Below are 13,216 nucleotides of genomic sequence, written 5' to 3'. Positions count from 1 at the left end.
GGAGCCGCATCCATGAGACGACGCACCGTGCTCACGACCGCCATACTGGCCGCCGTGGCAACACCGGGCATCGCACGGGCCGCCGACCCCGGCCCCTCCGTCAGCAAGCAGGGCACCACCCGACTGGACACCCAGGCCCTCTACTTCGTCTCCTACGACGGCCTGGTCAACAACAACTCCTTCCAGAAGAACGGCCTGCTCACCTACAAGGGCTACCAGTACGCCGCCTGGTACACCTCGACCCGCAACGCCGTCGTCGCCCGCCGGGTCCTCGGCGGCGCCACCTGGTCGACGGTCACCCTCTCCCACACGCTCAAGAGCGACGACTCGCACAACGTCATCTCCATGGGCGTCTCGAAGACCGACGGCCGTCTCCACCTGAACATGGACTCGCACAGCGACGGCTTCTTCTACGTCAAGTCGGTCGCCGGACTCCTCGACAACCCCGCGACCATGTCCTGGACCTCGTCCGTCTTCGGCGCCGTACAGACGACCCTCGACGGGCTCGCGCTCACCTCGCAGTTCACGTATCCCCAGTTCGTCGCCACACCCGAGGGCAGGCTCCAGCTCAGCTACCGGGCCGGCATCTCCGGCAACGGACGCAACGCCCTCGCGGAGTACGACGGCTCGGCCTGGACGGCGCTGGGGGAGTGGACCAGCTCCAGCGGCACCTACACCAGCTCGCACGGCTCCAGCACCGCCCGCAACATGTACCTGCACGGCATCGACTACGACGTGAACGGCCGCCTGCACGCCTTCTTCACCTGGCGCGAGCAGAACGCCGCCGTGATGTGCAACAGCGGCGGTATCACCAACCACGACACCGGCTACGTCCACTCCACCGACCGCGGCCGCACCTGGCGCAACGACGCGGGCACCGTCGTGGCCACCACCGGAACCTCGGACACGGTCGCCGTCGGCGACGCCGGACTGGTCGTCGACTCCCTGAACCCGGACCACTCCCTGATGAACCAGGAGAGCCAGACCACCGACTCGGCCGGCTTGCCGCACGCGATCATCAGCTACGTACCCGGCCGCTTCGGCCAGTGCACCACGAACTACGTCGGCGACCGCACCGCGAACGGCCGCGCCTTCCACCTCCGCAAGAACTCCTCCGGCACCTGGCAGAAGACCGAGATCCCCGTCGCACTGAACTCCAGCCAGCGCACCAAGCTGGTCCTGGACCGGTACGACAACGCCTACGCGATCTTCCCGTACGGCCGGATCGCCGCCGCCTCGAAGTCCTCCGGGTACACGGACTGGGCGCTGCTGTACGACGGCAGTGACCTGAACGCGTTCGGCGAGGTCGTGATCGACGAGACGCGGGTGAAGGCGGACAACGTGCTGTCCTTCATGTACCAGGAGAAGTCGAGCGGCACCACCCCCTCGCCGCTCCATGTCGTGGACTTCGCACTCCCCGCGTGACCGGTCTGTTCTGGGCGGCGATGACGGTAATGTGAAGGCCTTCCCGCCGCCCCTCGTTTCCCTGGAGGTCCCCGCCCGATGGCCCAGTCGGTGGGTATCAAGGACGTCGCCCGCGCCGCCGGAGTGTCGGTGGGCACGGTGTCGAACGTCATCAACCGCCCGGACACCGTCGCCAGCGAGACCCGTGCCCGGGTCCTGTCCGCGATCGACCGGCTCGGCTACGTCCGCAGCGAGTCCGCGCGCCAGCTGCGCGCGGGCCGCAGCCGGATCATGGGCCTGCTCGTCCTCGACATGGGCAACCCCTTCTTCGTCGACGTCGCACGCGGGGCCGAGCGGGCCGCGCGCGAGGCCGGGGTCGGCGTGATGGTCTGCAACAGCGCGCAGAACGCGGCCGAGGAGGCCGAGTACCTCTCCCTCTTCGCCGAGCAGCGGGTGCGCGGGGTGCTGCTCACCCCGGCCGACGCCACCGGCCGCAACATCGAGGCCTTCCGCCGGCACGGCATCCCCTTCGTGCTGGTCGACCGGGTCGCCGAGGGCACCACCGAGTGCTCGGTCTCCGTGGACGACGTGGCGGGCGGCGCCCTCGCCGTCCGGCACCTGGTCGACGCCGGACACCGCTCCCTCGCCTACGTAAGCGGCCCGCCCGGACTCAACCAGGTCCGCGACCGCCGCACCGGCGCCCTGAACGCCCTCGCCGAGGCCGGGCTCGGTCCCGACGCACTGCGCGAACTGCCCACCGAGCGGCTCGACGTGGCCGCCGGCCGGGACGCGGGCGCCCGGCTGCTCGGCCTCGCCGACCGCCCCACGGCCGTCTTCTGCGCCAACGACCTGCTCGCGCTCGGCGTGCTCCAGGCCATGTACGCGGCCGGCGTGGTGGTCCCCGACGACCTCGCGATCGTCGGCTACGACGACATCGAGTTCGCCGCCGCGGCCGCCGTACCGCTGACCTCCGTACGGCAGCCCGCCGTCACCATGGGTGCCCTCGCCGCCGAGCTGCTGCTGGAGGAGACCGAGGCCGAGGGCGGCGCCGGCGGCCATGAACACCGGCGCGTGGTGCTCCAGCCGGAGCTGGTGGTCCGCCGCTCGAGCCTGGCCGCCCGCTGACCGGAAGTTCAGTAACGATCCATGATCCGGGGGCTCGGCTCACCGCCGTCCATGTGCTGAACTGGGACGCGTCCGTCCCATCCGTCCCGGGAGACCCGTTGAGCCTCAGTTACCGCCAGCCCGGCGTCGTCCTCACCGACCGTCACTTCACCGTGCCCCTCGACCACGGCGACCCCGGCGGCGAGACCATCGAGCTGTACGCCCGGGAGGCCGTCGCGCGTGACAAGGCGGGCCAGGACCTGCCCTGGCTGCTGTACCTCCAGGGCGGGCCCGGCTTCGGGGCGAACCGTTTCATCGGACGGCAGGCCTGGCTCGACCGCGCCCTCAAGGACCACCGCGTCCTCCTCCTCGACCAGCGCGGCACCGGCCGCTCCACCCCCGCCACCCGGCAGACCCTCCCGCTGCGCGGCGGCCCCGCCGAGCAGGCCCGGTACCTCACCCGCTTCCGCGCCGACTCCATCGTCCGCGACTGCGAGGCCATCCGCCCCGAGGTGACGGGCGGCGCCCCCTGGACCGTGCTCGGCCAGAGCTTCGGCGGCTTCTGCACGGTGTCGTACCTCTCCCTGGCCCCCGAGGGGATCGGCACCGCCGTCATCACCGGCGGCCTGCCCTCCCTCGACGCCCACGCCGACGACGTCTACCGGGCCGCCTACCCGCGCATCGAACGCAAGGTCGCCGCGCACTACGCCCGTTACCCCCAGGACGTGGAGCGGGTCCGCCGTATCGCCGACCACCTCCTCACCCACGACGTCGTGCTGCCGGGCGGCTACCGCCTCACCGTGGAGGCGTTCCAGTCCCTGGGCCTGATGCTGGGCACGAGCGACGGCAGCCACGGTCTGCACTTCCTCCTGGAGGACGCCTTCGTGCGCACCCCCGGCGGCTTCGATCTCTCCGACGCCTTCCAGGAAGAGGTCCAGGGCCTGCTGTCGTACGCGGGGCACCCGTTGTACGCGCTCGTCCACGAGGCGATCTACGGTCAGGACACCCGCCCCACCGCCTGGGCCGCCGAGCGCGTCCGCGCCGAGTTCCCGCAGTTCGACGCGGCCAAGGCGATCGCCGGCGACGCCCCGGTGCTGTTCACGGGCGAGACGGTCCACCCCTGGATGTTCGACACCGATCCGGCCCTGCGCCCGCTGCGCGAGACCGCCGAGCTGCTCGCCGCCCGCACCGACTGGCAGCCGCTGTACGACCCCGCCCGCCTCGCCGCCAACGAGGTCCCGGTCGCCGCGGCGATCTACCACGACGACATGTACGTGGACACCGCCCACTCCCTGCAGACCGCCCGTGCCGTCCGCGGGCTGCGGACCTGGGTCACCGACGAGTTCGAGCACGACGGCCTGCGCACCGGAGCGCCCCGGGTCCTGGACCGGCTGCTCGCGCTGACCCGGGACGAGGGGTGACGCCGGATCCGTGGACCCGAACGCTGCTTCCCTGAGGGCTCTGCCGTGGTTCGTCCGGCCGGCCGCCCGCTCCTGGACCTGCCCGCCGGCCCCTTCCGGGGTGCGGGACTTCCATGCCGCGCTGCCCGGCTACGCCCCCACACCGCTGACCGAACTCCCGGACCTGGCCGCCCAGTTGGGGGTGGGGCGGGTCTTCGTCAAGGACGAGTCGTCCCGGCTGGGCCTGCCCGCCTTCAAGGCGCTGGGCGCGTCCTGGGCGGTGCACCGCGTGCTGGCGGAGCGCGCTGCCCAGGCCCCGGGCGCGGGGCCGGTCACGCTGGTCAGCGCCACGGACGGCAACCACGGGCGGGCCGTGGCCCGCATGGCGCGGCTGCTCGACCAACGGGCGCAGATCATCGTTCCCCGGGGGGTCCATCCGGACGCCGTGGCGGCCATCGCCGCCGAGGGCGCGGAGGTCATCCGGGTGCGGGGCCCGTACGACGAAGCGGTGCGCCGGGCGGCCGAGGCGGCCGCCGCCGCGGACGCGGTCCTGGTCCAGGACACCGCCTGGCCCGGCTACGAGCGGATCCCCGGCTGGATCGTCCAGGGCTACTCCACGCTCTGCCGGGAGATCGACGAGCAACTGGCCGCCGCCGGAGCCCCGTCGCCCGGGCTCGTCGCCGTCCCGGTGGGCGTGGGTTCCCTGGCCCAGGCCGTCGTCACGCACTACCGGAGCCGTCCGTCCGGGCCGGCTCCGGCCCTGCTGTCCGTCGAGCCGGAGGCCGCGGCCTGCGTCCTGGAGAGCCTCACCCGGGGCGCACCCGTCAGCGTCACCACCGGCGAGACCACCATGGCCGGGCTGAACTGCGGCACCCCGTCCAGCATCGCCTGGCCCCGCCTGGCGGCGGGCCTGGACGCCGCGGTCGCCGTCACCGACGCCGAGAGTGCCCGTGCGGCCGCCGAACTGGCCGCACTCGGTGTCTCCTCGGGCCCCTGCGGGGCCGCCGCCCTGGCCGGTTCCCGAGCGGCGCTCACCGGGGAGGGCGCCGAGGAACGCCGTACGGCACTGGGCCTCGGCCCGGCGGCCCTGGTCGTCCTGCTGAGCACCGAGGGCACGTCCGCCAACCCGCACGCCACCGCCGTACCAGCTGCGAGAACGCCACGCTGAAAAAGGAGTTGCGACAGAGGCACGGCCGCATAGTCTGCGCCCATGACCGAGCCGAAGATCACCCAGCTCCAGCCCCTGCCCGACGACTGGCAGCGTGCCCTCGCCGTGGTCGCGCACCCCGACGACCTGGAGTACGGGTGCTCGGCGGCCGTCGCCGCCTGGACCGCGGCCGGCCGCGAGGTCGCCTATGTCCTGGCCAGCCGCGGCGAGGCGGGCATCGACACCCTCGACCCCGCTGTCTGCGGCCCGCTGCGCGAGCGGGAGCAGCGGGCGAGCGCGGCCGTCGTCGGCGTCACCTCCGTGGAGTTCCTCGACCACCGGGACGGCGTCATCGAGTACGGTCCCGCGCTGCGCCGCGACATCGCCGCCGCGATCCGCCGCCACCGCCCCGAACTCGTCATCACCCTCAACCACCGGGACACCTGGGGAGGTGTCACCTGGAACACCCCGGACCACGTGGCCGTGGGCCGTGCCACCCTGGACGCGGCCGCCGACGCCGGCAACCGCTGGATCTTCCCGGAACTCACCGAGCAGGGACTGGAGCCCTGGGACGGCGTCCGCCGGGTGGCCGTCGCCGGCTCCAGCAGCCCCACGCACGCGGTGGAGGCGACACCAGGCCTGGAGCACGCGGTGCGCTCCCTGCTCGAACACCGCACCTACATAGAGGCGTTGACCGACCAGGACCCCGAGACCTACGTCCGCGACTTCCTGACCGAGACGACCACCGCCACCGGGGAACGCTTCGGCGGGAAGCCGGCGGTGGCCTTCGAACTGTTCAACCGATAGCCCGGCCTCTTCAACCAACAGCCCGGCCGACGAACCACCACTGAACGGGGACCCCATGAACGGCACCGAGCTTCTCGCCGAACGCTTCGAGGAGCACCGCGGGCAACTGCGCGCGGTGGCCTACCGGATGCTCGGCTCGCTCGCCGAGGCGGAGGACGCGGTCCAGGAGGCGTGGCTGCGGCTCGGCCGGACCGACGCGGACGAGATCAGGAACCTCGGCGGCTGGCTGACCACGGTCGTCGGACGGGTCTGCCTGGACATGCTGCGCTCGCGCACCGCCCGCCGCGAGGACCCGATGGACGACACGTTCGTCCCGGACCCGCTGGTCCGCCCGCTGTCCCAGGTGGATCCGGAGGCGGAGGTGCTGGAGGCGGACTCGGTCGGGCTCGCCCTGCTCGTCGTCCTGGAGACGCTGGAGCCGGCCGAGCGGCTGGCGTTCGTCCTGCACGACATGTTCGCGGTGCCCTTCGACGACATCGCCGCGATCGTGGAGCGCACCCCGGCCGCCACCCGGCAGCTGGCCAGCCGGGCCCGCCGCCGGGTGCAGGGCGCCACCCCGGCGGCCGACCCCGATCTCGGCCGGCAGCGGCAGGTGGTGGACGCCTGGCTGGCCGCTTCGCGCGGCGGCGACTTCGAGGCGCTCCTCGCCCTGCTCCACCCGGACGTGGAGCTGCGCGCCGACGCCGGCGCCCTGGTGCGCGGAGCGGCCGTCTCCAAGGCCGTACGCGGGGCGCGGACGGTCGCCGAACAGGCCTCGATGTTCTCGCATCTCGCCGTGTACGCCCGCCCCGTGCTGGTCAACGGCACGGTGGGCCTGGTCACCGCACCCGAGGGACAGCCCCTGTCGGTCACGGCGTTCACCATCGCCGACGGACGGATCACCGGCCTGTACATCCTCGCCGACCCCGACCGGCTCGCCCGGCTGGACCTGTCCGTGCCGGAGGCCTGAGGCATGGAGACAGTTCCGCAGGTCAGTAGGCTTATCAGCATGCCGGATCAGACAACCGACCGCTCCGCCCTGCGCGGCGACTGCGCCCAGTGCTTCGGGCTGTGCTGCGTCGCCCTGCCCTTCGCCGCCTCCGCGGACTTCGCCCTCGACAAGCCCGCGGGCAAGCCCTGCCCCAACCTCCAGGGTGACCACCGCTGCGGCATCCACGCCGACCTGCGGAAGAAGGGCTTCACCGGCTGCACGGTCTACGACTGCTTCGGCGCGGGCCAGAAGGTCTCGCAGCTCACCTTCGGCGGCCAGGACTGGCGTACGGGCCCGAAGGAACAGGCCCGCCGGATGTTCGACGTGTTCCCGGTCGTGCGCCAGCTGCACGAACTGCTCTGGTACCTGACCGAGGCACTGGGTCTCGACGCCGCCCGGCCCGTCCACGCCGAGCTGCGCCGGGCGCTGGAGGAGACCGAGCGGCTCACCCGGCAGACCCCCGAGGAGCTGGCCGCGCTGGACGTGGCCGCCCACCGGCAGGAGGTCAACGTGCTCCTGCTGCGCACCAGCGAGCTGGCCCGGGCGGGTGTCGCCGACAGCAAGGGCGGCAAGGGGAGCAAGGGGAGCAAGGGCAAGAAGGGCAAGGGGAAGGACCGGCGGGGCGCCGACCTCATGGGGGCCCGGCTCAGGGGCGCCGACCTGCGCGGTGCCAGCCTGCGCGGCGCCTACCTCATCGCCGCCGACCTCACCGGCGCCGACCTGCGCGGGGCCGACATGATCGGCGCCGACCTGCGCGACGCCGACCTGACCGACGCGGACCTCACCGGGGCCTTCTTCCTCACCCAGCCACAGCTGAACGCGGCCCGGGGCAGCGCCGGCACCAGACTCCCGGAGTCACTCACCCGCCCCGTGCACTGGGCAGCGGCCGGCTGACCCCGAGCCGTCGTCCGGGACCGTGACCGGTGCGGGCGCGGGGGCGGTGCGGCGCTCCAGGCGCAGCCGCAGGCCCTCCGGCATCAGCGTCAGTCGCTCGGTGACCCGGAGCCGGTAGTCCGGGTCGGGACGCAGCTCGTAGCGGCGCAGCAGCAGGCCGAGGACGAGGGTCGCCTCGTGCAGGGCGAACTGGCGGCCGATGCAGGCCCGGGCGCCGGTCCCGAACGGCTTGAAGGTGTGCGGGGGACGGGCGCGTACGGCGCCGGCGTCGAAGCGGTCCGGGTCGAACCGCTCGGCGTCCTCGCCCCACACCTCCGGATCGCGGTGCAGCATCGGCAGCAGCACCAGCGCCCAGGCGCCGCGCCGCATCGGATGCTCCCCGGCCAGCACCGTGTCCTCGCGGGCCTCCCGGGCGTAGCCGGGCGCGGTCGGCCACAGCCGCAGCGACTCGTCCAGCACCCGGCGGACATAGCGCAGCCTGGCGACCTGGTCGTAGCCGGGTTCCGCGGTGTCGCCCCAGACCCGGTCCACCTCGGCGCGGGCCTTCGCGGCGACCTCCGGGTGCCGGGCCAGGTAGTACAGGGCGAAGGAGAGCGCGCCCGAGGTGGTCTCGTGGCCCGCCACCAGGAACGTGATCACCTGCTTGCGGACGTTCTCCGCCGACAGCCGCTCGCCGGTCTCGGGGTGGGCCGTGTCCAGCATGCGGTCCAGCAGGTCCCCGTCCCCGCCGCCGGAGCGGCGCCGGGCCGCCACGACACCGTCGACCGTGCGGTCGAGGAAGGCGATGTCGGCCGCGTTGCGCCGGGCGGCACCGCGCAGCAGCAGCGGCGCCAGCGGTACGGGCACGCTGTTGAGTCGCTGGGCGTAGGTGAGGGTGCCCACCATCGCCGTCACGAAGGGGTGCGGCCGGTCCCGCTCGAAGGAGCCGAAGTCGTGCCCGAACCCGGTGCGCGAGATCGTCTCCAGGGTCAGCTTGGTCATGTCGCCGGGCACGTCCACCGCCCGCCCGGCCGCCAGCTCCCGGTCCCAGTGGCCGGTCAGCCGCGCGGCGACCCCCAGCATCATGCCGTGGTAGCCCTCCATGGCCTCCCGGCTGAAGCCGGGCGCGAGGACGTCGTGGGCCAGCTGCCAGTTCGGCTCATGGTTGTACGCCGTGAACAGGCCGTCGCCGGCGACCGGGCGCAGATTGGCGATCCCGAGGCCCACGTGCTTGGCGAACCGGGACTCGTCGGCGAGATCGGCGACCAGCCGCGAGCCCCACAGGAACACGAACTCGTTCCCGAAGGCCCGGCGCCGGAAGATCGGGCCCAGCTCCCGCCCGAAGCGCATCGAGTCCTGCACGGGCCGGCGCCGGTCGACGCCCAGCACATCACCGGCCAGGGGCAGCCGGCGCGGCGGATGCGGGATGCGGTGCAGCTCCGGCCAGCCCTGCTCGGCGCCCCGGAACCCCTTGGGCAGCCCGGTCTGCCTCGTCTCCGCCATGACGCGATCTCCCTTGATCAGCGGATGGTCGAACCTGTGGTGCGCTCGTGTTGTACGTGAGTTCAATAACGTCTTTCAGTGTGGTCCGCTTGTTGAACCGACGTCAAGTAAAGTGACGCCATGCCCGCGAACCAGGGGGAACGCGCCCGGCGCAGACTCAGCACCGAGGAGCGCCGTGAGCAGCTGCTGTCGGTCGGGGCGAGGCTGTTCTCGGAGAGTCCCTACGACGACGTGTGGATCGAGCAGGTCGCCGAGATCGCCGGAGTCTCCCGCGGGCTGCTGTACCACTACTTCCCGACCAAGCGGGACTTCTTCGCCGCGGTCGTGGAGCGCGAGAGCGAGCGGATGCTGCGGATGACGGCGGCCGTGCCCGGGGTGCCGGTGCGCGAGCAGCTCGCCGCCGGCCTCGACACCTATCTCGGTTACGTCCAGGCCCACGCCCACGGCTTCCGCGCCTTCCATCGCGCCGACGCGGCCGGCGACCAGGCCGTGCGCCGTGTCTACCAGCGGGCCCTCGCCGCCCAGGAGCAGCAGATCCTCGCCGCACTGGCCGCGGACCCCGAGTTCGGTCCCGTCTTCGAGAGCGCCCCGCAGGTGCGGCTCGCCGTGCGCGGCTGGCTCGCCTTCACCACCGCCGTCTGCCTGGAGTGGCTGCGTGACGGAGGGCTGACCCGGGACCAGGTGCGCGATCTGTGCGCGCGTGCCCTGCTGGGCGTCCTCGCGTAACTCCTCGTCTTTTACGGGACGTGGTTGGCGTGCGCGCCGATCTTCGATAGGTTAGGCAAGGCTTACCTAAGGAGGTCTCGGGATGGGTGACACGCAGGACTGGGCGGCCGGACCCGGTGCGGCGGAGCGGGCGCGGTCGGTGCTCGCCGCCGCGTGGTCGTGCGGGGTGACCGCGGACGGTGCCCGCGAGGAGTACGTCGGCGCGCACTCCGTGACCGAGGACGGCGGGGTGCTGCTCGACGTACCCGAGGACAGCGCCCTGGTCGCGGCCGCACTGTGCGCCCCGCGCGGGGAGCCGTCCGCGGTGCTGGAGTTCGCCGACGTGGCCCCTGTCCCGGTACGGCAGCGCATCCGGGCCCGGCTGTGGCTGGCCGGCTGGTTCGCGCCGGCCGACGGTGGCCTGCTCTTCCGGCCCACGCGCGTGGTCCTGCGGCAGTCGTCCGGTGCCGTCCTGGTCGACCTCGACGAGTTCGCCGCCGCCCGGCCCGACCCGCTGGCCGGCGCCGAGGCCCGGCTGCTGACCCACCTCGCCGACGCCCACCCGGACGCCGTGGAGCGGCTCACCCGGCTCGTACGGCCCGAGAGCCTGCACGCCGCGACCCGCGTGACGCCCCTCGCCGTCGACCGCCACGGCCTCACCCTGCGCATCGAACGCACCCGCGCCCACGGCGACGTACGACTGACGTTCCACACACCCGCCGACGACGTCACGCAGCTCACCGAGCGCATGCACGCCCTGCTGGCCCAGGCGAGCGCCGCCGTCTGCCCTCGCGCGCTGCAGCGACAGCGGGCGGAGGGGGACAGGTGAGGCGAACGGCGCGGCCGCGCGGAAGACGCTGATCCGTTCCCGAGCGCTAGAGCGGCAGCGCGCAGACCGCGACAGGTGACGCGAACGGCTCGCCTGCCAGGCGTAGTTCGCCGCTCTTCGTGTCCACCTGGAAGACGCTGACCGTGCCGGAGCGCTGGTTCGCCGCGAACAGCAGGCGGCCGTCCGGTGAGAAGGCGATCTGGCGCGGGAAGTCCCCGGCCACCGGCACCGTGCCGAGCAGTCGCAGCCGGGCGCCGTCCGCCTCGACGGCGTACCGCGCGATGCTGTTGTGGCCGCGGTTGGCGAGGAAGGCGTACGAGCCGTTCGCGGTCACCAGGATCTGGGCCGGGTAGTTGGTGCCGCCGGCCGAGCCCGTGGGCTGCGGGTCGCCGATCGTCAGGCGCCCGGTGGCCGGGTCGTAGGCGCAGACGGCGACCGTGTCGTCCACCTCGTTGGCCAGGTAGGCGTACCGGCCGCCCGGATGGAAGGTCAGATGCCGCGGGCCCGCGCCCGGCCGGGTGTGTGCCTGGGCCGCCTCGGTGAGCGTGCCCTTCGCCTGGTCGAGGCGGTAGGTGTAGACGGTGTCGGTGCCGAGGTCGACGGCGTGGACATGGCCGCCGTCGGGGCTGGTGATGAACTGGTGCGCGTGCGGGCCCTGTTGGCCCGGGCCGGGCGCCGGAGTGGTGTGCGTGACCAGGTCCGTGCGCTCGCCGAGGGCGCCCGAGGCGTCGATGGGGTGCACGGCGACGCTGCCCGACTGGTAGTTGGCGCTCAGCAGCCAGCGGCCGCCCGGGTGGACCGACAGATGGCAGGGACTCGCCCCGCCCGTGCTCCGGCTGCCGAGGACGCGCCGGTCGCCGAGGCGTACGGCGGTGACCGCGCCGTCCTGGCGCTCGTCGACCGCGTACAGCGTGCGGCCGTCCGGGTTCAGCGCCAGGTACGACGGGTCGGGCACTCCGGTGAGCGTTCCCGCGCCGGTGATCCGGCCCGTCACCGGGTCGTACGTGGCCAGTCCGATCCCGGTGCCGCCGCCTTCGACGGAGGTGTAGGTGCCGAGGTAGAGCGGGTGGGGGCGGGGGTCCTTCCGGGGTGGCTGAGCCGCCGGCCGTGGCGCCGGCCGCTCGGCCGCCGTCGGTGCGCTGTCCGCCGGCGGGGCCGCGGGCGAGGGCACCGCCACGACGGCGGCCGTGCCCGCCACCGCTCCGACGAACCGGCGCCTGGTCCAGCTGCCCCGCGTCGCCCGCGCGTCCCTGTCCATCCCGCACCTCAGGTCATCGGTTGCCCCGCTCGTGACAGCCACCTTGGCGTGGATCCACCACCGAAGGCAAGAACGGCAACCGGTGTTGCGCAGGGTGCAATGCGACCCGGGTCTACCACTCCCCGTCCTCGACCGGCTTGCCCGGCGTGTCCTTCAGCGGTGTCACCTGGCCCGGCGACGGCTGCTGCCAGGGGTCCAGGTCGTCCCCGAGCCAGTCGCCGACCGGCTTGACGGCCTCCAGTGTCTCCGCGGGCGCGAGGTCCTCGGCATCCTCGTCGTAGTAGTCGAACCAGGGCAGCCCCGCGCTCGTGTAGGCCGCACGGTCCACCGGTGACGGCGGCGGCGCCTCGCCCGTGATGCGGCGCCACTCCGGGGGCGTGACCAGGTGGACAAAGACCCGCCCGGAGGGATCCCCGGACCAGTCCGTGAGCGGCCGGTCGTCCTCGTAGACCTCCTGGCGCATCGAGCCGCCGACCCCCAGGCCCATGGCCGCCGCGCGCCGCGGGGGCCCGCCGGGGACGGCCGGCGCCGAGGGGGGCGGCAGGGGCGGCCCGCCGGGGGCGGGCGCGGCCATCGCCATCGGTGCGCCGAAGCCACCGACCGCCCCGGCCGACCGCATGCGCCGCTCGCGCTCGCGTTCCCGCTCCCGGCGCCGCCAGTCCGCCAGGACGTCCTCCCGCAGCGGGAAGGACTGCAGCTGTACGCCGCCCCACACCTCCTCGCCGGTGACCTGCCCCTCCACGGTCGCGCCGAGACCGAGCGGTACGGCGACGAACTGCCGTACCGTCCCCTTGCCCGAGTTGATGCCGTCCAGCCAGGGCTGTCGGGGCAGCACCACGTAGTTCTGCGGATCGCGGGAGAGACGGTCACGCCACGACTTGCCGGAGACGGCGCACACCTTGCCCACGCCGACCTGGAGGGCGGCCGGCTCCGTCGTACCGGCGAAACTCAGCCACATCGCCTCGCGCAGGTACACCGGCAGCATCACGCCACCGCGCGCCCGCCACTCCTCGGGGACCCGGTCGGCATGGTCGGACACCCGCCGGATCGGGAACTCCCCGAGCCCCGGCGGCAGCGGATGCGTGCCCGTCTCCGGCAGCCGCAGCGTGCGGATGAACCGCACCGCCACCCCGCCGGGCAACCGCAACGTGTTGCCGTCGATGCGTACCCCGGTGTCGGCCATAGGCCCGCTCCTCGCTCTTCCGTGCCGGCCCCG

The 13,216-nt window shown here is 73.4% G+C and carries 12 protein-coding genes; 9 read left to right on the top strand and 3 right to left on the bottom strand.

The features are described 5' to 3' along the window. The first annotated feature begins 12 nt into the window (after nucleotides 1–12). The 7 genes from BEK98_RS25365 (at nucleotide 13) to BEK98_RS25335 (ending at nucleotide 7,726) form a co-directional block, all read left to right on the top strand. The gene (locus BEK98_RS25365) at nucleotides 13–1,425 is read left to right on the top strand and encodes a BNR repeat-containing protein (protein ID WP_094218977.1); all 1,413 of its coding nucleotides are present in this window, start codon (nucleotides 13–15) and stop codon (nucleotides 1,423–1,425) included. Nucleotides 1,426–1,503: 78 nt separating this feature from the next. Further along, complete coding sequence (locus tag BEK98_RS25360) at nucleotides 1,504–2,529, top strand: LacI family DNA-binding transcriptional regulator (RefSeq protein WP_094218976.1); 1,026 nt, start codon at nucleotides 1,504–1,506, stop codon at nucleotides 2,527–2,529. A 98-nt stretch (nucleotides 2,530–2,627) separates the two neighbouring features. Continuing rightward, complete coding sequence (locus BEK98_RS25355) at nucleotides 2,628–3,929, top strand: alpha/beta fold hydrolase (protein ID WP_094218975.1); 1,302 nt, start codon at nucleotides 2,628–2,630, stop codon at nucleotides 3,927–3,929. A gap of 10 nt (nucleotides 3,930–3,939) precedes the next feature. Next, the gene (locus BEK98_RS25350) at nucleotides 3,940–5,076 is read left to right on the top strand and encodes a diaminopropionate ammonia-lyase (RefSeq protein ID WP_094218974.1); all 1,137 of its coding nucleotides are present in this window, start codon (nucleotides 3,940–3,942) and stop codon (nucleotides 5,074–5,076) included. Between the two features lie 42 nt (nucleotides 5,077–5,118). Then, complete coding sequence (locus BEK98_RS25345; RefSeq protein WP_094218973.1) at nucleotides 5,119–5,862, top strand: PIG-L deacetylase family protein; 744 nt, start codon at nucleotides 5,119–5,121, stop codon at nucleotides 5,860–5,862. 55 nt (nucleotides 5,863–5,917) lie between these two features. After that, nucleotides 5,918–6,811: an RNA polymerase sigma factor SigJ gene (gene sigJ / locus BEK98_RS25340; RefSeq protein ID WP_094218972.1), complete on the top strand. Its 894-nt coding sequence runs from the start codon at nucleotides 5,918–5,920 to the stop codon at nucleotides 6,809–6,811. A gap of 39 nt (nucleotides 6,812–6,850) precedes the next feature. Continuing rightward, complete coding sequence (locus BEK98_RS25335; RefSeq protein WP_094218971.1) at nucleotides 6,851–7,726, top strand: pentapeptide repeat-containing protein; 876 nt, start codon at nucleotides 6,851–6,853, stop codon at nucleotides 7,724–7,726. On the opposite strand, the gene BEK98_RS25330 is transcribed toward BEK98_RS25335, so the two are convergent. Next, a complete protein-coding gene (locus BEK98_RS25330) occupies nucleotides 7,688–9,208 on the bottom strand; it encodes a cytochrome P450 (RefSeq protein ID WP_094218970.1) in 1,521 nt (506 codons plus the stop codon). The two genes, BEK98_RS25335 and BEK98_RS25330, sit on opposite strands and share 39 nt — an antisense overlap. Nucleotides 9,209–9,328: 120 nt before the next feature. On the opposite strand from BEK98_RS25330, the gene BEK98_RS25325 reads away from it, so the two are divergent. Together BEK98_RS25325 and BEK98_RS25320 are read left to right on the top strand one after the other, a co-directional pair. Continuing rightward, the gene (locus BEK98_RS25325) at nucleotides 9,329–9,934 is read left to right on the top strand and encodes a TetR/AcrR family transcriptional regulator (RefSeq protein ID WP_094218969.1); all 606 of its coding nucleotides are present in this window, start codon (nucleotides 9,329–9,331) and stop codon (nucleotides 9,932–9,934) included. Between the two features lie 82 nt (nucleotides 9,935–10,016). Next, nucleotides 10,017–10,742 (top strand): DUF2470 domain-containing protein, encoded by a 726-nt coding sequence (locus tag BEK98_RS25320; RefSeq protein ID WP_094218968.1) that lies wholly within the window; start codon nucleotides 10,017–10,019, stop codon nucleotides 10,740–10,742. A gap of 46 nt (nucleotides 10,743–10,788) precedes the next feature. On the opposite strand, the gene BEK98_RS25315 is transcribed toward BEK98_RS25320, so the two are convergent. Together BEK98_RS25315 and BEK98_RS25310 are read right to left on the bottom strand one after the other, a co-directional pair. Further along, nucleotides 10,789–12,000, bottom strand: a complete 1,212-nt coding sequence (locus BEK98_RS25315; RefSeq protein WP_208643220.1) for a lactonase family protein — start codon at nucleotides 11,998–12,000, stop codon at nucleotides 10,789–10,791. Between the two features lie 112 nt (nucleotides 12,001–12,112). Beyond that, entirely contained in the window at nucleotides 12,113–13,183 is a 1,071-nt protein-coding gene (locus tag BEK98_RS25310; protein ID WP_094218967.1) for a hypothetical protein, read from the bottom strand. Nucleotides 13,184–13,216 lie beyond the last annotated feature (33 nt).

Source organism: Streptomyces diastatochromogenes, assembly GCF_002242805.1.
Classification (GTDB): Bacteria; Actinomycetota; Actinomycetes; order Streptomycetales; family Streptomycetaceae; genus Streptomyces; species Streptomyces diastatochromogenes.
This window is presented reverse-complemented; position numbering and strand designations above follow the sequence as displayed.